This is a genomic window from Anatilimnocola aggregata (assembly GCF_007747655.1).
Classification (GTDB): domain Bacteria; phylum Planctomycetota; class Planctomycetia; order Pirellulales; family Pirellulaceae; genus Anatilimnocola; species Anatilimnocola aggregata.
Genome location: NZ_CP036274.1, coordinates 798,138 through 819,505 on the forward strand (window position 1 = coordinate 798,138; position 21,368 = coordinate 819,505).

The 21,368-nt window shown below is 59.6% G+C and carries 14 protein-coding genes; 5 read left to right on the top strand and 9 right to left on the bottom strand.

Annotation, left to right across the window (positions count from 1 at the left end; genetic code table 11):
* Positions 1-19: 19 nt before the first annotated feature.
* The 5 genes from ETAA8_RS03005 (at position 20) to ETAA8_RS03025 (ending at position 10,661) form a co-directional block, all read left to right on the top strand.
* Positions 20-4,351 (top strand): NHL repeat-containing protein, encoded by a 4,332-nt coding sequence (locus tag ETAA8_RS03005; protein WP_145084679.1) that lies wholly within the window; start codon positions 20-22, stop codon positions 4,349-4,351.
* A gap of 13 nt (positions 4,352-4,364) precedes the next feature.
* Positions 4,365-4,928 carry a sigma-70 family RNA polymerase sigma factor gene (locus ETAA8_RS03010; RefSeq protein WP_145084682.1) on the top strand — a complete coding sequence of 188 codons (564 nt, stop codon included), beginning with the start codon at positions 4,365-4,367 and terminating at the stop codon, positions 4,926-4,928.
* A 300-nt stretch (positions 4,929-5,228) separates the two neighbouring features.
* Positions 5,229-7,697 carry a hypothetical protein gene (locus ETAA8_RS03015; RefSeq protein ID WP_145084684.1) on the top strand — a complete coding sequence of 823 codons (2,469 nt, stop codon included), beginning with the start codon at positions 5,229-5,231 and terminating at the stop codon, positions 7,695-7,697.
* Between the two features lie 113 nt (positions 7,698-7,810).
* Positions 7,811-9,520: a serine/threonine-protein kinase gene (locus ETAA8_RS03020; protein WP_145084687.1), complete on the top strand. Its 1,710-nt coding sequence runs from the start codon at positions 7,811-7,813 to the stop codon at positions 9,518-9,520.
* Between the two features lie 139 nt (positions 9,521-9,659).
* Positions 9,660-10,661 (top strand): NHL repeat-containing protein, encoded by a 1,002-nt coding sequence (locus ETAA8_RS03025; RefSeq protein ID WP_145084690.1) that lies wholly within the window; start codon positions 9,660-9,662, stop codon positions 10,659-10,661.
* Between the two features lie 7 nt (positions 10,662-10,668).
* Here the strand turns inward: ETAA8_RS03025 and ETAA8_RS03030 are convergent, their stop codons facing one another.
* From ETAA8_RS03030 to ETAA8_RS03070, 9 genes are all read right to left on the bottom strand, one after another.
* Positions 10,669-11,451 carry an SDR family NAD(P)-dependent oxidoreductase gene (locus ETAA8_RS03030; protein WP_145084693.1) on the bottom strand — a complete coding sequence of 261 codons (783 nt, stop codon included), beginning with the start codon at positions 11,449-11,451 and terminating at the stop codon, positions 10,669-10,671.
* A 72-nt stretch (positions 11,452-11,523) separates the two neighbouring features.
* The gene (locus ETAA8_RS03035) at positions 11,524-13,056 is read right to left on the bottom strand and encodes an ABC transporter permease/substrate-binding protein (protein ID WP_238397665.1); all 1,533 of its coding nucleotides are present in this window, start codon (positions 13,054-13,056) and stop codon (positions 11,524-11,526) included.
* Between the two features lie 8 nt (positions 13,057-13,064).
* The gene (locus ETAA8_RS03040; RefSeq protein ID WP_145084698.1) at positions 13,065-13,805 is read right to left on the bottom strand and encodes an ATP-binding cassette domain-containing protein; all 741 of its coding nucleotides are present in this window, start codon (positions 13,803-13,805) and stop codon (positions 13,065-13,067) included.
* Between the two features lie 125 nt (positions 13,806-13,930).
* A complete protein-coding gene (locus ETAA8_RS03045; protein WP_238397666.1) occupies positions 13,931-15,139 on the bottom strand; it encodes a 1-acyl-sn-glycerol-3-phosphate acyltransferase in 1,209 nt (402 codons plus the stop codon).
* Between the two features lie 94 nt (positions 15,140-15,233).
* Positions 15,234-16,292 carry a Gfo/Idh/MocA family protein gene (locus ETAA8_RS03050; RefSeq protein ID WP_145084701.1) on the bottom strand — a complete coding sequence of 353 codons (1,059 nt, stop codon included), beginning with the start codon at positions 16,290-16,292 and terminating at the stop codon, positions 15,234-15,236.
* A gap of 113 nt (positions 16,293-16,405) precedes the next feature.
* On the bottom strand, positions 16,406-17,377 hold the full coding sequence (locus tag ETAA8_RS03055; RefSeq protein ID WP_238397852.1) for a DUF1559 family PulG-like putative transporter: 972 nt from the start codon (positions 17,375-17,377) through the stop codon (positions 16,406-16,408).
* 62 nt (positions 17,378-17,439) lie between these two features.
* Positions 17,440-18,498, bottom strand: a complete 1,059-nt coding sequence (locus ETAA8_RS03060) for a DUF1559 family PulG-like putative transporter (protein ID WP_145084706.1) — start codon at positions 18,496-18,498, stop codon at positions 17,440-17,442.
* 69 nt (positions 18,499-18,567) lie between these two features.
* A complete protein-coding gene (locus tag ETAA8_RS03065) occupies positions 18,568-19,596 on the bottom strand; it encodes a DUF1559 domain-containing protein (protein WP_202921529.1) in 1,029 nt (342 codons plus the stop codon).
* A gap of 332 nt (positions 19,597-19,928) precedes the next feature.
* Positions 19,929-21,356: a DUF1501 domain-containing protein gene (locus tag ETAA8_RS03070; protein ID WP_238397667.1), complete on the bottom strand. Its 1,428-nt coding sequence runs from the start codon at positions 21,354-21,356 to the stop codon at positions 19,929-19,931.
* Between the last annotated feature and the right edge of the window lie 12 nt (positions 21,357-21,368).

The following is a 21,368-nucleotide window of genomic DNA, read 5'->3' on the forward strand; positions in this document are numbered from 1 at the left end:
TTCTCCTACAGGCCATTTTATGACTCGCATGATTCCCCGCTTCACAGTCGCGCTGTTGCTCGTCTGCCCGCTTGTAGCCAATGCTGCCGCAAGCGACTTCCCGCTCATCGAAAGCACCAAACTCGACAACGGCACCTTCACGCAGTGGCTGGCCGGCGAAGAATCGCCCCTCTCGGAAGCCGAAGCCAAAGGAGGAGCGACCGCGGTGGTCTGGACTGCCAAGAGCCGTCCCGATTTTCGCGGCGTGAAGTTTGGCACCGGCCGCGGGCAGGGAGTGCGGCACTTGCGCATCGGCTTGACCGAGAACATGGCGATCGGCAGTGTCCTCGTGCGTGGTGGTGGTAGCTTGAGCGTGCTCAAGACAACCGCTGCGTATCCCGGCAACATCGCAGACGACTCGCAGTGGCAAGCTGCCGAGCGTTTAGTCGCTGGGCAAGGATCGCGGGCCGAAGTGGATGGCGAAGGGTTTGCCTTGTGGCTACTGCCGCCGGGAACGACTACTCGCGCACTGCGTTTCAGTCACGCGCCAAATCCGGGCGACCGAGAATCGGCGGGCTGGCTCGGCGGCGTTTGGATTCTCGAAGCGCGACTTGGCAATGTCGCGCCGCAGGCACTGGCACAAACGGGCGAGCGCGACGATGTCAGTGCGAAATTGATCGACGAAGCGAATAACCGCACATGGGGAGCTTGGAGCAACGGTGAACAAGGGGCCGCGCTCCCTCTTTCGTCAGAGCATCCCGAATTCATCACCCTCACCTGGCCGAAGGCCGTTTCGCTCACGGGCCTCTGCCTGCTGTGGACGGGCTTTGCCGATGTCGACGTGGACGCCTTCACTGGCGAGGACGACGCCAATGTGCGCGAAGCTCCGAACACTAGTTGGCACCGCGTCGCCAGCCGCACCGGACTGGATTCACTTTATCCACTGGCATTCGGCCCGCAATGGATCTCATTCGACAAGGCCACGACCACGCGCGCCGTGCGCTTGCGCGTAACGAAAGGAGCCAAGTCGAATCATCCGCACCTGGCCGACAAAGTGAAACAAGGCCGACGCATCTGGCTGGGCGAAATCATCGCCCTCAGTTCTTTACCCAATAACGCAGGACTCGCGAGCCTGGTGTTGCCCAAATCTAGCGAAGAGCCGCCGCCGATCCCGGTGAAGTTTCATCTCCCCGCAGCGGGTGTGGTCACGCTGGTGATTGAAGACTTGCAGAATCGCCGCGTGCGGAATCTCGTCAGTGAAACACCTTTCCCCGCGGGCGATAACATTGCCTGGTGGGACGGCAGCGACGATTTGCTGCGCGATCCAGAAGCTGCCAAGCATGGTGTGTATCACATTCCCGCGCGGCCGGTAGCGCCGGGGCAATACAAGGTCCGCGGGCTGTGGCATCAGCCACTCAACCTGCGCTACGAGTTCAGCATCTACAACGCGGGCAAACCGGCTTGGGTCACTGCCGATAACACGGGCTGTTGGCTGACCACTCACACGCCCCCTTCGAGCGTGGCGTTCGTTCCCGGCTCGCGCACCGCCGATGGTCAGCCCCTCGTCTTCCTGGGTGCCTTTGTGGCCGAAGGTGGCCACGGGCTGCAATGGCTACGCGAAGATGGCACGAAGCTCGGTGGCCAAGGTTGGGTCGGCGGCAACTGGACAGGCGCGCCAACGCTGGCCGTCGATCTCGGCCCGCAGGCGAATGCCGAGCATCTCTGCTATGTCGGTTCCTCCTGGGAAGGTGAACTTCGCCTCACCGCCAAGACGCGCGGCCTGACCGATCAGCCCATTCTCAAGCAAAAGCTGGGCGAAGAGTACGACAAAAAGAAGAAGGGTTCTCCACCTGCGCCGCCGGTCCTCGACGAGTTCGACGGTGGCGACAAGATCTTCGTGCTCGGAGGGATCGCCGCCCGCGATGGTCAATTGATCTGCTCCATGGTTCGCCAGAACGAATTGCTCGTCGTCGATATTCGCGGCGGCAAAATCACTGCGCGCATTCCGCTCGATAATCCACGCGGGCTGACCTTCGATGCGCAGGGCCGTTTGTTGGCGCTCAGTGGCAAGCAACTCGTGCGATTTGCCAATTTCGCTGCCCGGCCTGAGACGATTGTGGCTGGCGATCTCGATGATCCGCGGCATGTAGCGGTTGACGGGCAAGGGAATCTGCTCATCACCGATCGGGGCACTTCGCACCAGGTGAAGAAGTTCACCGCAGCTGGCAAGCCAAGCGGATATGTCGGCAAGCCCGGCGCGCCGGCGATTGGCCCTTACGATCCGCTGCATCTCAACAATCCCAACGGGCTGGCTGTCGACTCACAAGGCCGGCTCTGGGTTGCGGAGGCTGACAATTTTCCTCGCCGCGTGTCGCTCTGGTCGGCTGCTGGCAAGCTTGTGCGAGCCTTCTACGGCCCGACGGAGTACGGTGGCGGCGGCGTGCTCGACCCGCGCGACGAGACGAAGTTCTTTTATAAGGGACTTGAGTTCAAGCTCGATTGGCAAACAGGAACCGATCAGCTGGTGCGCGTTTTCGCGCGGCCCGATCAGCTGCTGCATGCTCATTATGGTCATTTCTCGCCCGATACGCCCCTTTATCCGCCGCAGCAAAAAGGTCAGCGCTACTTCACCAGTTGCTACACCCACAACCCGACGAGTGGCGACGATGTAGCCTTCGTCTGGCTCGATGGTGATCAGCAAGCGAAGCTGGTCGCCGCGGTTGGCAATGCTCACTCCTGGCCCGCGCTGCGAGCCGTTGAGTTTCATAGTCGCTGGCCGGAGCGTTCCAAGCCGGCCGACGACAATCCCAAGCCCGAAGCGCTCGCGACCTTCGCTTGGAGCGATGCCAACAACGATGGCCACCCTCAGCCCGCAGAGGTTCGCTTCACCAGCACGCGCAGCCGCGGTGTAACTGTGATGAACGACCTGAGCTTCGTGATTGCGCAGTTCGGCGATCTCAATGTTCGCTTGCCGCCATCGTTCACTGCGGCTGGCGTGCCGCAATACGATTTGACGGAGGCCGAAAGCCTGGGTGTGGCCGGTGGACGTCAACCGTCGAGTGGTGGCAATCAATCGCTGACCGAATCCGGCGGTTGGACGATCAACACCAACGCGCCGGAACCTTTCTCGCCGTCGAGCCTCGGTGGCAAGTTCCGCGGCCAGCCGCGCTGGAGTTATCCAAGTCCCTGGCCCGGCCTGCATGCCAGTCACGAAGCGGCAGTCCCGGATCGGCCCGGCATGGTCATCGGGCACACTCGCTTGCTCGGCGGCTGGATCAACGGCAAGGCGGGCCCCATGTTCTGCATCAATGGCAACATGGGAAACATGTACCTCTTCACGGCCGACGGTCTGTTCGTCAGCACGCTGTTCAACGACATTCGCCTGCGACCCAACTGGGCCGCGCCCGTCGCGACACGCAACATGGACGTAACTGAGGTCTCGCTACACGACGAAAACTTCTGGCCTAGCATCACGCAAACGGCCGACGGGCGAGTATTTCTCGTCGATGGTGGCCGCACTAGCCTCGTCCGCGTCGACGGACTTGAAACGCTCGCGCCCCTTCCTGAGTCAACCATTACTGTCACCACTGCCGATCTGCAGCGCGCGAGCGACTGGTACGCCAAGGCCGAAACGCGCCGGCAACAAGCGCGGGGGAGCGGCATCTTGGCAGTTCCGCTGCGCAAGAGTGCGCCGGAAGTCGACGGACAGGTGAACGATTGGCCGCTCGCTACCGAGTGGGCCTTTATCGATCGCCGTGGCACCAAGGCCAACTTCAATAGCAACTCGCGCCCCTATGAAGTGAGCGCGGCCGTCGCCCTGTCAAACACTCACCTGATCGCCGCTTGGCGCACGACGGAGAAAGACCTGCTCAGCAACAGTGGCGAAACACCCAACGCCCTCTTCAAACACGGGGGCTGTCTCGATGTAATGCTGGCGACTGATCCCGCCGCAGCTGCCGACCGCACCGCGCCGGTTCCCGGCGACCAGCGACTCCTCATCACGCAAGTCAAGGGGAAGACTCAGGCGCTGCTCTATCGGGCCAAAGTGCCAGGTACGACCGAGCCGGTTCCCTTCAGCAGTCCGTGGCGCAGCGTCCCCATCGATGTGGTCGAAGATGTCAGCGAGCATGTGCGCCTTGCGAGCGATGGCACCGGCAATTACGAAATCAGCATTCCCCTTAGCGTGTTGCACTGGCAGCCGAAGCCGGGCGAAATCTACCGCGCCGACCTGGGCGTGCTGCGGGGCGCGAATGGCCAAACGACGCAGCGCGTCTATTGGTCGAACAAGGCCACCGCCATCACCGCCGACGTTCCTAGCGAGGCGGAACTCACGCCGCGTCTCTGGGGCAAATGGAAAATCGTGGCCGAATGATCGTGAGCTCACCATGACCGCTGCGCAGCAAACTCCCGATCCCGAGCAGTTCCGCTCTTACCTGCGACTGCTGGCGCGGATGCAGTTGCCGCCGCGCCTGGTGCCGAAGATCGATACTTCGGACGTAGTGCAGCAGACGCTGATCAAAGCCTATCAGGGCCTGGCGGGCTTTCGCGGTTCGACCGAGCGCGAAATGGCCGGTTGGTTACGGCAGATTCTGGCGAATCAATTGGCTCATCTGGTTCGCGACTTTGGCCGGCAGAAGCGCGATGCTGGGCGCGAGTTGCCACTTGCGCAGGTGGTCGACGAATCGTCGGCCAGGTTAGAAGCGTGGCTTGCAGCCGAACAGTCGAGTCCCAGCGAGCACGTGCAGCGCAGTGACTTGCTGTTGCAACTGGCCACCGGCTTAGAATCGCTGCCGGAAGATCAGCGCGAAGCCGTCGAGCTGCACTATTGCCACGGTTGGACCCTCGCTCAAATCGCCACCCACCTCCATCGAACGCCCCCCAGCGTCGCGGGCCTGGTTCACCGCGGCTTGCTCAAACTGCGCGATCAATTGGCCGAAACCTCCGGTTAATGCTGGTCGTTTTTGCCCGGAATTCTCGTCATTTCTGACGATTCCCAGAATTTCTTGCCAGCGCGCGCAAAACCGCCACTGAGGCGGGCTCTAGATCCCCAGGTGGCTGCACGATCGCGGCCGCCGTACTTCACCAGGGGATGAACTATGTCCGACGCCATTGAGTGCCCGTGCGGCGCGCAAATACCATGGCCTAGCCAATCGCCATATGCGGTGGCCCATTGCTCGGTCTGCGGGCAAATGCACTCCGGCCCCGGGAAAGTTAAGGAGCCCGTTGAATCGCCTATTTTGGCAACCATCGTGCCTCACTGGTCGCAGCGCATGCTCGTCGCGCTGCTCGATCCACGCAGCATTCAATGGATGTTGATGCTCGGCGGCGGGCTCATGGTGCTCGGCCTCGTGATCTGGCTCGTCAGCTCCCAGCTGTTCGAGAACAAGCTGGTGGTAGCGGCCACGCTGACTGCGGGAAGTCTGCTGGTGCATCTGGCCGGCTGTGGTATTGCCTTGAAGTCGCGGTACAAGACCGCCGGTCATGCGTTGGCATTTCTCGGCTGTCTGCTCTTGCCGCTTAACCTTTGGTTTTATCACGAGCATGGCTTGCTCACACTTGAAGGGCAGCTGTGGATCGGCGGCGTCATCTGCTCGGCGCTGTATGTTGCGACTGTCATCCTGCTGCGCGATCCGCTCTTCGTCTATGCCGTGGAAGGTGGAATCACGTTGACGGTTGTGCTCTTGCTCGGACAACAAGGAGTTGTCGCCGATGCGACCTGGCTGAGCGTCGTCTTCATGGTGCTGGCTGCCATCTCGATTCATGCAGAACGGGCACTTCCCGTGGAAGGCGAACCCTTCAATCGCCGGAAGTATGGCTTGCCCCTTTTCTGGTCGGGGCAGTTCCAATTGGCGGCTGCGGTGGTCTCGCTCCTCGGCAGCCAATTGCTGGTCCAGCTACTAGCACCCGAACAACGTTGGTTCTCGACCACTTGGACTGGCAATGGACTCACGCAGCATTATTGGTTGGCAGGCAGTCTGTGGCTCGCCGCAGCGTACCTGTATCTCTATAGCGATCTCGTCGTGCGCAAGCTCGGCTGGTATGTATACGCGGCTGTTGCCTGCTTGATTGGTGCCGAATTGACGTTCATCGGTTATCGTTTGCCCGCCGAGTGGTTGATTGTCATTCCGGCTTTCACGGCAGTCGTCATTACCCTGCTCGCAACGCGCTTGGATGAAGGCGTGACTGGAATCGCTCAGCGATTGACCCCGCTGGCGATGGTCCTGGCCGCCATCTCGGTGTTCGCCGGTTTGGTTCAGCACGTGCTGGCCACTAGCCTGCTGGCGGCGGATTTGAATTGGACCCGCCCCACGGGCTGGGCGTTTTTCGGGACGATGGTGTTCGTCGCGCTGAGCAACCGCCTGATTGCCGTCCTCCTGCAACGGCGTTCGACCTGGTTTGCGAGCGCACACGTGTTTCTCTCAGCGGCCAGCGTGCTGGTTGCAGCGGCAAGTCTGGCCCGCTGCCTGGAAGTAACGTCGTGGACGTTGCAAGCTCCCCTCGTGATGTTGGTTCCGCTCGCCTACCTTGTGGCTGCCCGGCTCTGGAAAGGCCACAGCCCGGAGCAACCACTGGCGATCTCGGCCCAGGTCGGTGCAGCCGTAATTCTGCTCCATGTGCTGTTCAACACGGTCCTCATCAAGGCGGGCTTGAACTCCCAGCTGCTGGTCGAAACGGTAGCCGGCTCGCACGACAATCTCTGGCTCGGGCTGGTGTTTGTTCAAGCGACCATTTTCTATCTGGGCTATGCCATCCTCTTCCGTCAGAGCGCGAATATCTATGTCGCCACAGCTGCAGCCTGCGGAGCAGTTTGGCAACTGGCGAATTTCTATCTTGTGCCCGATGCCTGGTACACCATGGTCTACGCGAGCTTGGGCTTGATCTTGCTGGCCGCTGCCCGCCTCATGCCAGCGAAAGATACCTTCGCCGGTCCCGGTGAAGCGCCGCGCAAAACTGGCGAAATCGACACAGCAGGTGCTATGTTCCACAGTGCCAATGCCCTGCTGTCGCTGGCACTACTTTCGGCCTCGTTACAGGCTTTGGCTCGACTGGTAACGCATCAGGCCGATTGGCGATTACTCAGCGTCCTGGCTCTGGCCACTGTGGCTGGCCTGGTCGCGATCGTCCTGTCTCCGACAACCACCTGGCGGCGGATTTATGCGACCTGCACCATCGCACTGGCCGGCTTGGCGTTCGTAATGCTGAACGTGCTGATGACGCTAACACTCTGGCAGAAGGCGGAACTGTTTGCCGTGGTAGTTGGTCTGGTGCTGCTCGTGGCGAGCTACATCGGCCGCTTCACAGAGCGGAATCGGAGCGATGCCGATCACGTTACGCTCGGACTATGGTTTGGCAGCATGCTGCCGACCGCGGCCCTGTTTATCGGGGCCATGCACTATCGCTTTGCGGTGGGCCAGGTCTCGCTGCCCGATGAATTGGGTCTACTGGCTTTGTCGATCCTCATGCTGGTGACCGGCTATGCCTGGCAACTCAAGTCCCCCGCCATCTTTGGCGGCAGCGCGTTGTCGCTCTACTTGCTGGTGGTCATCGGCACGCTGGCTTACTTTCCAAACGTAGCGATTGGTGTTTACCTGGCGATTGGCGGCGGACTTCTCTTTGCCGCTGGGCTTGGCCTGAGCATCTTCCGCGACCGCCTGGCCGAACTGCCAGAGAAGATCAGCAAACGCGAAGGAGTGTTCCAAGTGCTCGATTGGCGCTAGTTCTCTGATTGAATGCGGCGGCAATCTGGCCGCCGCATTGGTCAGCGCGCAATGCTACGATAAGAACCCGCCGCGATTGGACTTTATTACCGGCGACACCTTGAGAATTCTGCATGGCCGATCTCGACTCACCCGCCGAAGCTTTGGAAGTTGCCATTGCCGAGTTCCTGCAGGCGGAAGAGGCGGGGCGGCCAATGTCACAGGCGGAGTTGCTCGCGAAGTTCCCCGAAGTGAGTGCTTCGCTGGCAGAATTTTTGGAGGGTCATGAGCGCTTGCGGTCGGCACTGGCGCCCTTACGACAGTCGGTCGAGTACCTGGTGCAACGTTGGCACGATAGTTCCCCTCCAGCTGAACGACCAACGCTCGACTTTCATCCGTCATCGGCGGAACCCGACGTCGTTCAACCACTGCTGCCAGCAGCCCGCTTTGGCGATTACGAATTGCTGGAGGAATTAGGTCGCGGCGGGATGGGGGTCGTCTACAAGGCGCGGCATATCCGGCTGAATCGCGTGGTCGCCCTCAAAATGATTCTGGCTGGTCGCTTTGCCGATGAGCATGATCTGGTGCGCTTTCGCGCGGAAGCACTAACGGCCGCCTCGCTCGATCATCCAGGTATTGTGCCAATTCATGAAGCGGGCGAAGTCGAAGGCCTCCCCTATTTTTCGATGAGTTATGTCGAAGGAATCAGCCTGGCTCATCAGGTGAAACAAGGACCAACCGCGCCCAGCGACGCAGCCCGGTTGGTGCGACGAATTTCTGCGGCGGTGGCTTATGCCCACGCACATGGGGTGATTCATCGCGACTTGAAGCCCGCGAACATCCTGCTCACCAGCGAAGTAGCCACTGGCCGCTTGGAACCCAAGATCACCGACTTTGGGCTCGCGCGGCGCATGGATGTTGACAGTCAACTAACCGCCAGTGGGCAGGTTCTCGGTACGCCCAGCTATATGTCACCCGAACAGGCAGCGGGGCGAGTACACGATATCCAAGCTGCAGCGGACGTCTATTCGCTCGGGGCGATTCTCTATGCCCTGCTGACCGGGCGGCCACCATTTATCGCCGATGGTCCCATGGAAGTTTTGCTGCAAGTGTTGGAGCAGGATCCTCCCTCGCTACGTTCGCTAAATCCCGCGGTTCCTCCGGAGTTGGAATGGATCTGTCTGAAGTGCCTGGAGAAACGTCCCGAGAATCGTTACCAGTCGGCAACCAATCTGGCTGAGGACTTGGACCGCTTCTTGCGGCAGGAACCGCTCGAAGCGCGGGCCGGATCGTGGTGGCATCGACTGCGCAGGTGGGGACGGCGCGAACCGGTGTTCGCGGCACACCTGATGAGCCTCGCGTTTGTGCTGCTGCTGGCGCAGTTCATTTTTATCGGGCATGCTGGGCGCGATTGGGATTATCACTGGCCCATCTGCGGGACAATCCTGGGCTGGATGATTGCCTGCGGGCTGTTGCAAACCATGGCCCGCCGGCAGCAGACAACGGAAGCGATCTCCTACGGCTGGAGCGTTGTCGATGTCGTTTTTCTCACCGGACTGCTCTCGCTGTTAGTCGCCCCGCTCGGTCTGCTGTTTGGCAGCTATCACGTGCTGATCTGCGCCGCGAGCCTTTATTTTCGAACTCGCCTGGTGGTGGTGACCACCGCGCTGGCGATGTTGGGCAGCACTCTGCTTTTAATCGCGCGCCCCGCTGCGGCTGGTCCCTGGCACTATGGGGTTGCCCTGGAAGCAACGCTCGCACTGACTGGAATGCTCGTGGGCTATCACGTTTGGCGGCTCGGCATTTTGCGCGATTATTACGAAGAACGTCGTCCCCGCCAGTAGCGATAATCTAACTTCGCTTCCGCTTACGGTTGAAATCTGTCTCTTCCAACCGGATACTACCCACGCTCGCTTGCACAGATTCTTACCGCCCGACAATCCCATTCCTGCCGACGCAACACACTGCTTTGGAGTTCCTCTCATGACCAATGGTTCGCGCCTCTTCACTTTCGCAATCACCATCCTGAGCGCACTCCCCGTGCTGGCCGCCGAGAACGTGCAGCCCGTGCGCATGGGCTGCGGAATTATGACATTCGACACTGTGCCGGGCTGGGGACTGCGTCCCGATGGCACTTCGGCGCTGGGACCTACTCACGGCGCGGTCGTGATCGACAAGGATGGAAACGTTTACACCAGCGCGAATAAAGGGGTGGTCGTGTTTACGCCGGATGGCAAGGTGATTAAGGAGTACTTGGGCGAAAAGTACACCAACATTCACGATATGGAGATTCGCAGCGAAGGAGATGCTGAGTTCATCTATGGCGCGCGCAATTCGAGCGCCGAGGGGATCAAGTTCAACGCGCACACCGGCGAGATTGTGTTGAAGCTTCCATTTCCTGAAGAGTCAGGCCTGGCCCTCAAGAAATTCAGCCCGACTGCCATTACGGTCGCACCGAACGGCGACATCTTTCTCTCGGATGGTTACGCCAGCAACCACATTTTCAAGTTCGATAAATCCGGCAAGTACCTGGCGCACTTCGGCACCAAGGGAAACGACCTGAAGCAGTTCAACACAGCGCACGGCATGACGCTCGACACTCGGTACGAACCGGCGCGCCTGCTGATCTGCGACCGTAACCACAGCCCCAAGGGTCGCTTGCTCCACTACGATCTCGACGGCAACTTCCTTGCTGAAGTGGCCACCGGCCTGGGACAGCCCACTTCGGCCGCCGTGCAGGGGGACTTTGTTTCGGTGCCCGACTTGCAAGGGCGAGTGGTCATTCTCGACAAGAGCAACACCATCATCGCCGTGCTGGGGCACAATGCCGACCTGGCCAAGCGCGGCTTCAACGTGCCGCAAGACAAGTGGGTCGAAGGTGTCTTCAGCGGTACGCACGGTTCGTACTGGGACAAAGAGGGGAACCTCTACGTCCAGGACTGGAACGTCGCCGGCCGCATCATGAAACTCGTACGGGTTAAATAACCGCGAGTTAATCGAACTTCACCTGAAAACCGCTGATCATCATACCCGCATCGACCGTGAGTGTTTGCCCGGTCACCAACTTGCTGCCGGTGATAAGGCTGACGATGCCGTCGGCAATGTCCTGCGGCTGACAAACTCGCCCGAGCGGCAACGTCCGCTCGTAGGCTTGCTTGATGCTGTCGTATTTCGCACCCAGTCCCCCTTGGGTCCAACGACCCTCAATGAAACCTGGCGCAACTCCGTTAACACGAATGTGCGGAGCCAGCGTTCTGGCCAGCGACACGGTGAGATTGTCGACCGCAGCCTTCGTGCAGCAGTAAGGAATCGAACTTCCCTGACCCAATTGGGCAGCCACACTGGAAACATTGACGATTGTGCCGCCACCCACCGCCAGCATTGGTTCGCGGACGGCGCGAGCACAGTGAAAGGCTCCCACCACATTCACCTGATACAGTCGTTGCCACGTTTCGTCGGTCACGGCATCCAGGTCTTGAAACGGAATGAAGTCCGTCGTCCCGGCGCAATTCACCAGCACATCGACGCGGCCTAGTTCCTTCACCGCAAACGCCACTATTGCCCGGCAGGCAGCATCGTCGGCCACATCGGCTTGAACGGCAAATGCGCGCACGCCGAGCGCACTAATTTCGCGGGCGGTTTCTTCTGCCTCTTCGCGCGAACGGGAGTAGTTCACGATCACGTGATAACCGAGTCGCGCCATCGCCAGCGATGTCTCGCGACCAACTCCTGTACCACCCCCGGTAACAATGATGACCTTATTAAGGACTGGCATAATCTCTACTTCTCTGCAGGAGTGAATGGAATTTCAGCCAAAGTTCGCGTGTGATCTGCCTTGCGAGTCGATTCAGTCGCCTTGCTTGATTTGCAAACCGGCGGGAACGATGAACCGCTCGGCGAAGCCGAACAGACTATCGACGGCGATGGCCATCAAGGCGGCGGGAATGGCGCCCTGCAACAGTAGCGAAGTATCGGCCAGGCGCAGCCCTGTCATGATGGGTTGACCATAGCCTCCTGCGCCGATCAAGCCGCCGATGGTTGCAGCGCCGACGTTAATGACCGCAGCTGTCTTGATGCCCGACAGAATCGAACGCGAGGCCAGCGGTAACTCGACAAGTCGCAACCGTGCGTAATCATCGAGCCCCAGGACCGTGGCTGACTCGCGCAGGTTGCCCGTGATATCGCGCAGCCCGGTGTAGGTGTTTCGTACAATCGGCAGCAAGCTGTACAGAAAGAGCGCGGCAATCGCCGGCGCGGGACCGATTCCCAGCAGTGGAACAAGGAATACCAGCACGGCCAATGAAGGGAGCGTTTGAATAACTCCCACTGCGCCGAGAATGATGTGGCCAATGCGCGGGCGGCGAAAGGCGATGATACCGAGCGGCACGGCCACCAGAATCGCTGCCGTGAGCGATATGACGACCAGTCGCAGTTGCTGGACTGTGGTGCGGGTCAAATTGCGAATCAGTTTTTGCCAGCGATCGTCCGGGGGCAAAGGTACGTCGATATCGAGCTTCTGTTTCAGGAATTCGGCGGCCACTTGCGATTCGCTCTGGCGGTCGACTTGCACCCGGGCGTTCATTTCGGTCATCGCTCCGTTGCCAATCAATCCTTCCAGCTTCTTTACCGCGGCGACCACTTCCGGCGCACGCTGTTCGAGATCTTCGCGATACAAGGCCACGCAGTAATAATTGGGAAAATAGCCCAGGTCGTCTTCGAGCACACGCAGGTTGTAGAGTTGCACTTGGGCATCGGTCGAGTAGATATCGGTGACGTCGAGCGTGCCAGTATCGAGCCCGCGATACGCCAGGTTGTGATCCATGCCAGTCACTTCGAAGGGCAGGTGATATCGCTCCTTCAGCCCGGGCCAGGCGTCCTTGCGGTGAATGAATTCGTCACTCACACCGATCTTGAGGTCGGCAACTCTCTTGTCTGTGGAGGCTAGTCGAGCCAGATCCGAAATCTTCGTGATGCCCAGTTCCTCAGCCCGTGCCTCTTTCATGCCCAGGGCATAGGTATTGTTGAAGCCCAACGGCTTGCCCATGCGAATTCCCTGCGTGGCAAGCGCCGCGCGAATTTCATCATCGGTGCGCAGATTCTCACCAGCAAAGATTTCACCGAGGAGCGTCCCTGTGTACTCGAAGTACAGATCGAGATCACCTTTGAGAAGTGCTTGATAGACAATCTGCGTACCGCCTAGCTCCGCGCGATGCGTGGCCTGCGCGCCGGCCTGGCGAGCTAGGTGCGCGGCCATTTCGCCGAGGATGATCGGCTCGTTGTACGACTTGGAGCCGACCACGACTTTCTCTTGCGCGTCGGCAGGCGAGGCCAGAACCCAGAGAAGTATCAAAGCAATGGTGATCCGCAGCAGGTGGGACATGGTTGATTTCATTTTGCCGTTAGTTCGGGCAGACGTTGCGAACGAATGAACTTCGCCACGAAGTCATCGGCCGGAGTGCGAATCAGATCGTCGAGCGTCCCGCGCTGCACGATGCGACCATTGCCGAGTAGCAGCACGTCGTCGCCGAAGAAGCCCGCTTCGCCCATATCGTGAGTGACCAGCACAACCGTCTTCTTCAGAGAATGAAAAATGCCGCGCAGGTCTTCCTGCAAGTCGTACCGCACCAGCGGATCGAGCGCGCCCATTGGTTCATCGAGCAGGATGACGGCCGGGTCGAGCATCAGGGCCCGCATAATGCCGACGCGTTGCCGCTGACCGCCCGAGAGTTGCGCCGGGTAACGATCGAGGGCCGTTTTCGGCAAGCGTGTCAGCTCGGCTAGTTCATCGACCCGCTTGTTGGCTTCGCCGTTGCCCCAGCCCAGATGGCGCGCAAGCAAGCTGGTGTTCTCTCGCGCACTGAGATGCGGAAAGAGTCCGCCATCTTGAATCACATAGCCCATGCGGCGGCGACAAGCGAGAATGTTGCTGCTAGTTAGGCGTTCGCCGTCGAACAGCACTTCCCCCTCATCGGGCTCGATCAGGCCGATCATCAACCGCAGCAGCGTACTCTTGCCGCAACCGCTCGGGCCGATCAGCACCGTGCAGCGGCCCGGCGTCACTTCGAGGGAAGTCGGCTGCAGCACTAGCAAATTGCCGAAGGATTTCGAGACGTTCTTTAGTTGAATCATATTATTGAGGGCAAGTTTTGGGTTCTGAGTTTTGAGTCCTGAGGCAGCAGGTGTGATGCGAAGTTAGTCTCATAAGATCATGTCTCTTGTCTCAAAACTCAAAACCCAGTACTTCATCCTGAGCTTTAGACCTTGAACTTAGCGGCTCGTTCCTGGTTAATTTCGTCTAAGAGCCCTTGCACCGCGTGTTCGAGCTGATCGGTCATGCGGGCGACTGCGTCGCGTTGGTCGCGCTGCTTGGGAACTTCGATCGGTGGACCGAAGCGGACGATGGCGTGCCGCTCGCCGCGAATGCCGGGAAAATCCTGTTCGAGCACATCCTCTTCGAACTTGTCGAGCGTCTCGGCGGTTCGCTCCAGTGTCGGTTTCTCTGCCAGGTAATTCCCCGGGTAGCTGAACAACTGCACGACGAAAAACAGATCGTCCATCGCCTCGACGAGGGGCTGACGAACTTCTTCTGCGAGGTCGGGAGTTTCGAGTTGCTTGATGACCGCGCGGCGCACTTCCTTCACCCGCTCGGGTACGATGCCGCCGGCATTCGTCACGCCATAGGTTTGCTCCAAGCGCGCGAGGACATGATTCGCCAACCCTTGAATTCGCTCGGGGATCGTCCCGCTCTGCTGACGGCCGATGTATTCGATCTCTTTGAGCGAGAGGAGACCATCGGCATAGGCGAAGATTCGCTGATCGAGCGGCCAACTGGTGCGCGGCCGCCAATTGAATCGCTGCTCCAGCCGCGTCATTACCTCGGCCAATTCCTGTGAAGGGTCTTTCTCGTAAAAACACTTCAACGCGCAAGGCTGACAGACAATCTTCCGCTCGCTCTTTTTGGCAGCCGACATGGCGATGGCGGCTGCCCCATCGCGAAACGGCGTGACGCGATCGTTGCTGTGATAGATGTCTCCCTCGGGAAACACCACCAAAGGCTGCGGCGACGTTTGCAGGATATCGACCGCCTGCTTGAAGGCTTTCAGATCGGCCGCTTCGCGATTGATGCTGAAGCAGCCATGCCATTGCAGCACCCGCTGCGCGAACGGCTTGCTCATGGCGAAAACTTGCCAGGCGCTGAGAAAGTGAAATGGCTGGCCAACGCGATGGGCCGTTTCGATCATCACGTACGAGTCGTAATGAAACGAGTGGTTGGGCGTAACCATCACGCCGCAATTGTCGCGCAGGGCTTGCTGTGGATGTTCGATCCCCTGCACTTCGATATGCGTGATCTTCTGCCCCCGGCGCAGCTCGCGATTGATGAGCGGTCGCCATAGCTTGACGATCCACGGTGTCATCAGCGGCGGCCACGACTGGGGAGGCGTTTGATAAGGCTGGCGATTCATGGCAAGTAGCTGCGGGCAAGTACTCAGCTGGTAGTTGCTGAAGTTTAAGGGCTGCCGCGGCTGGATGCGAGTATTGCCGGACATGCGCGGACGATCAGCCACCGATCCGGCATTCAATCCGCCGCCCTTCGCGGCTGGATTGATAGATCGTGTCGATCAGTTGCAAGGTCTGCAGCGTCGATTGCGCCGTATTCCGGCAGCGCTGCCCCGGGTTCTGCATCGCGTCGAGCCAATCCTGCACCAAGGCCAGGCAACGGCGACCGCCATAGCCGGGCACCGTATCGACGGGCAACGTGAACGAGTCTTCCATCGCATGCCACTGGGGTTTTGGGCCGTGAATATCGAGCACGCCGCCGGTTCCCGCGCGGGTCGGATCCCATTCGACCCACCGCTGACTACCGCGAATGCGCCAGTGACTTTCGCCCGCCCAGCGCGGAATCCAATAGCCGCCGATAAACGTCGCCAGGCCGCCACCTTCCAGATCGAGAATCGCCACTCCCCCGTCTTCGACGGCGGACGCCTGCTCGCTGAAGACGCCGGTTCGCGCGGTTACGCCGACGACTGCCTGACCGGTAATGTACAGGAGCAAATCGAGTTGATGGCAAGCCAGCCAACTGAAGAAGCCGCCGCCACTGACGGCCGGATCGAACAGATAATGCTCGGGCCCGCGGCGGGCAATGTCGCTGGTGGCGAAGGTCATTTCGATGCTGATTAACTTGCCGAAGCGCTCGTCGCGCACCATGGCCTGCAGTCGTTCGGCCGCTTCGTCATACCGCCACATGTAGCCGTTCTGAAACGCGACCTGCGGATGTTGCTCCAAGGCCTGAGCAACGCACTGCGTATTGGCCGCGGTCATCCCCACCGGCTTTTCGGCCAGCACATGCTTTCCCGCGCGAATTAGCTCCGCAATCACTTCCGGCCCATCGCAGTTCGGCAAGCAGACGACAGCTGCATCGAACTCGTTCCACCGCAGCAGATCGCCCACCGAGCTGAACCGCGGCAGCCCGGCATAGCGCTCTTCCAGACTCGTCGTCCCTCCGTCAAACGCGGGCAACAGCGCAACGAGCGGCGCTGCGGCAGCCACGTTCTGCAACATCTGCCGCCAATGGGCACCGTGCGGATGATCGACACCAACAAACGCGAGACGAGGCATGGCAAGCAGTGGCAAAAGATCGCAGGAACGGAAGAACCAATCCTGCGATTGTAATTGCCGGGCCAAGGTTGTTGCAGTGCGTACGCCAGCTGAGTCGCCTGGGGTCGGGAGTCTTAGTACTCCGGTAATTCTGCCCCATCGTCGCGAATCGCCAGTCGCTTGAGGATGTAAGGAGCGGTCTGTTTGGTCAGCAGCTGTAAGTGGCCATCGGCAAAGCCCGTTACCGCACCAGCCGGATGCGCAGAACTCAGCGGATTATTGAGCCCGCAGCGGCCGATGCCTTGCGTGCCCCAGGCTGGCAATTCGATTCGCTCGTCGAGAACGGGATGCTCAATGGTGATGAGGTTCAGCACGCGATCGACTCCGATCACGGGGCCATCCTTTGCGACTGGCTTCAATAGATTGGTTCCCGCAATCCAGCCTGCTACGTCGTTATAGCCATCGCCGGCATTGGCCACGCTCATTGCCAAATTGCGACGACCTCCACGATTGGGATACCAGCTTGAGACTTCACCGACGAGAATCGTATTCGCAGTACCATCTTTGCAGTCCGAGAAAGTAACAACCTCGTTCACGAGCAGCAGGCCATTTGCGGCAGCAAAGCCGCCGTAGGGACCAGCTACGATTCGACCTTTTGGATCAGTTGCCTCTAGCAGGGAGTTAGCCACGTGTACGTTGGCTCCCATGACGCCCGCGTAACTGGGTAGCGAAAGTTGTTGGCCATCCAACGATTGCATCTCTGGGAGCGGACTCGACGGGCAGAGCATGAACTTCATTTTCCTGTCAACCACGCCGTTTCGAACCTCGTGGCTGCAGAAGTCGCTCTTGGGAGTTGCCTTGCTCGCTGTGTATGTTTTGTCCCAATAGTTATTCGATTCGCAGAAGGTCGACGTCGCAAACAGCCATGACGTGCCCCAAGTTGATCTGTCGGCATTTGCTTCCACAGTGCGGTTTCTCGCTCCATAAGGCAAAGTCATGTACGTATCGTGATAGTTCTGCAATCCCAGCAACAACTGCCTAATGTTGTTGCCGCACTGCATCCGCCGCTCAGCCTCGCGCGCGGCCTGCACGGCGGGAAATAACATTGACAAGACGCAGATGCCAATTACTAAGAGCACAATGACTGATGATATTGGTGGTCGCATGATTAGAACCTCGGCAATTCTGCCCCATCGTCACGAATCGCGAGCCGCTTCAGGACATAGGGAGCAGTCTGTTTGGTTACTAGTTGCACGTGCCCATCGGCGAAACCGGTGACAACGCCAGCGGGATGGCCGGAGAGGAGCGGGTTATTGAGTCCGCAGCGGCCGATCCCTTGCGTGCCCCACTGCGGCTGCGTACCGTCACGATTATTGGTAACAATCGCGTGTTCGATAGTTACCAAATTGAGAACGTGATCCGGCGCAACGGGCGAACCATCTTTCTCGATCGCGCCCGGCAAATTGGTCCCCGCTAGCCATCCGGCAGCGTCGTGGTAGCCATCGCCGGCATTGGCGACACTCATTGCCGGATTGCGCCGCCCACCCCGATCGTAGTACCAGTCGGCAACTTCGCCGACGAGGATCGTATTCGCCGTGCCGTCTTTGCACTTGTCGAAGGGAACACATTCATTGACCATGAGCAGGCCATTCGCGGCAGCAAAGCCGCCGTAGGGACCTGCGACGATTCGTCCTTTCGGATCGATGGCGTCAAGCGGAGGATTTGCCAAGTGTACGTTGGCTCCCATGATTCCTGCGTAACTGGGTAGCGAAAGTTGTTGGCTATCCAACGATTGCATCTCAGGGAGTGGACTCGACGGGCAGAGCATGTATTTCATTTTCACACCATCGGCGGCAGCTCGCACTGCAGGGCTTAAGCAATCATTGCCAATGGCATTGACGCCTGCCGTCTCAGCCGCGTGGTAGTAAGGACTTTTTCCTTCGCAAAATGGCGACATGAGTAACAGCCACGACATGCCCCAAGTCGGCGTGCCATCTGCTTTACTTCCCTTGCGACTGATTGCCCCATACGGAAGAGACATGAACGTATCGTGATAGTTCTGCACGCCCAACAACAACTGCTTGACGTTGTTGCCGCACTGCATGCGCCGCGCGGCCTCGCGCGAAGTTCGCACCGCGGGAAGTATCAGGGCGATGATCACGCCGATAATGGCAACCACCACTAGCACTTCGACCAACGTAAGGCCACGTTTGGATGGAATAGACATGATTGATTCCTCAAGCAGGAGATTGCTAGCTGGATCGTACACTGCAGGCAGGACGACGGAGCGTGTTGCTTAGTAATCCTCTGGAATCACGCCGCCGTCATCTCGAATCGCCAGTCGCTTAAGGACATAGAGATCGGTTTGGTCGGTCAGGAGTTGCACGTGACCATCGAGAAAGCCGACCGTCGCGCCGGCCGGGTGGGCGGAAGTCAGTGGGTTGTTGAGACCACGGGGGCCGATGCCACCGGTACCCCAGTTGGGATGCGTATCGCGCTGGCCACCTTTGTTATTGAGACCCACGGCATGCTCGATGGTGATGAGGTTGCAGACCTGGTCCGCGAGAACCGGCTCCCGACCGGTCTGGAGGTTGGTCGGCACGACGGTCCCCGCCAGCCAGCCGGCCACGTCGCCTGATTGGCCGCCGAAGGCAAGCGCCGGATTCTGCTGCTGGCGAGCATCGTCGTAATACCAATCCGAAACTTCGCCGACGATGAGCGTATGAGAAGAGCCATCGATGCAATCGGCGAAACTAAGATACTCGTTGAGCGGTAGCATGCCGTTGCTGGCCGCGAAGCCGCCGTAAGGGCCAGGAACCAAGCGGCTCATCGTCTCGATGACGTGCTGCGCTGGCGGACCCACTTTCGACTCGTTGCCTCCCATGATGCCGGCATATGACGGAACGACAAGCAGAAAGCCACCTAGCGATTCCGTCTCGGGGAGTGGGCTGGACGGACAGAGCAGGTACTTGATCTTCGCGTTAGCGGCGATGCGTCGCAGATCAACGCTGACATAGTCGTTGGCACTAGCCTCGGCATCGGTCTGCATCAACTTGTCGAAGAGGATCTTCTGTTCGCAAAACGGCAGAGTGGCAACCAGCCACGACGGCCCCCACGACGATGTGAGGTGCTCGGGCGGAGTGGTGCGCTGCCGCGCACCGGCCGGCAAACTTTGAAACGTGTCGTGATAGTTTTGCAGGCCGAGACAAAGCTGCTTGATGTTGTTGCCGCATTGCATGCGGCGAGATGCTTCGCCGGCACTGCGAGGCATCGCTGGCAATAGTAGTGCTGCCAAGACCAGCAGCACGATCGCAACGACAAGCACCTCCACCCATCGAACTCTTCTAGGATGTTCTTCAGACATAGCAGTACCCTCGGAATTATGAAAAGAAATGAACCGAGATGAATACAGAAAAGTAGGAAGGGACGAACGTCCCCAAGAGATAGCCTACTGCTGCGGGCTAAGAAGATCGAATGAAATTCGACCGAAAGAAATCAACGAAACAATTCGAATCGTTGAGATGATTAAGGAGTTAACCTCAGCGAGCCGACCTCCCTCGCTAACGCGTCGGGCTAAGTAGGAAGTGGATTTGATTTCGTACTAGCCCCTAGTTCCTAGCCCCTAGACCCAACCCCAAGCCCAAGCCCCTTCCTTCCTCAGCCGTTGATGATCTTTTCGCAAGGCGCGCCTTCGTTGAGCGTGGGGCGTTCGGGGCGGCCCTTATGCAAATAGGTGAGGGCCATGTTATCGAGGCCGAGGACGCGCAGGATAGTCGCGTGGAAGTCGTGGACGTGCAGCCGGTCTTCGACGGCGTGCAGGCCGATTTCATCGGTCGAGCCGACGGTGCGCCCGCCGCGCACGCCGCCGCCGGCCATCCACATGGTGAAGCCGGCCGAGTTGTGATCGCGACCGTCACCTTTTTCGCTCTGCGGCGTGCGGCCGAACTCGCCACCCCAGACCACGAGCGTGTTCTTGAGGAGCCCGCGGCGTTTGAGGTCCATCAGCAGGCCGGCGATCGGCTTGTCGGTGGCCAGGCAGTTGGTGCCGTGGTTCTTCTCGATGTTGCTATGCGCGTCCCACTTGCTGCCGGAACCTGAGTACAGCTGCACGAAGCGGACGCCGCGCTCGACCATGCGGCGAGCGAGCAGGCACATGCGGCCGAAGTTCTCGGTCTCTTTGCGATTCAGTCCGTAGAGTTCTTGCGTTTCGACCGTCTCTTGCGATAGGTCGACTGCTTCTGGCGCTTCGGCCTGCATGCGGAAGGCCAATTCGTAACTGGCGATGCGGGCATCGAGTTCCGATTGGTCGCGCCGATCGGAAGCGTGACGACGATTCAACTCGCGGAGGAGATCGAGCTTCCCCTTTTGAGCCGCTGCGGAAACGTCTTTCGGCGTTTGCAAGTTGCGAATCGGTTCCGGGCCGTTTTGGAACGCCGTCCCTTGATAGATAGCGGGCATGAAGCCGGCGGCCCAATTGCGCGGGCCGTTCACAACCTGGCCGGGATTATCTTCGAGCACAACGAAGCCGGGCAGGTTTTGATTTTCGGTTCCCAGCCCATAGCTGACCCACGAGCCGATGGAAGGGCGACCGCCGAGGGTCGAGCCCGTGTTCATCTGGCAGACACCGCCCGAGTGATTGATGCCGTCGCCATAGACGGAGCGAACCACGCACAGATCGTCGGCACATTCGGCGACGTTGGGATACCAGTCGGAAACCCACAGGCCACCTTCGCCATGCTGCTTCCACTTGCGCTTCGAAGGCATCAGCGGCGGATTCTTCTCCCCCATCGCCAGAATGATCGGCTTGAACGAGGCGGGGAGAGGCTTGCCGGCCAACTTCACGAGGGCTGGCTTGGGGTCGAACGTATCCATGGCGCTGGGGCCACCTTCCATGAACAGGAAGATGACGTTCGTCGCCATGACCGGATGATGGGGCTGCTGCTTGTGCGGAGCCGCAGCTGCGGCCGCTTGCTGGCCGAGCAGGCCAGCCATCGCCAGCGCGCCAAAGCCCGCGCCCGATTGGCAGAGCATCTGCCGGCGCGAAAGGTAGCCTCGCTCGCGCATTTGATTTTCGAAGGATGACATAACGTTACCTTA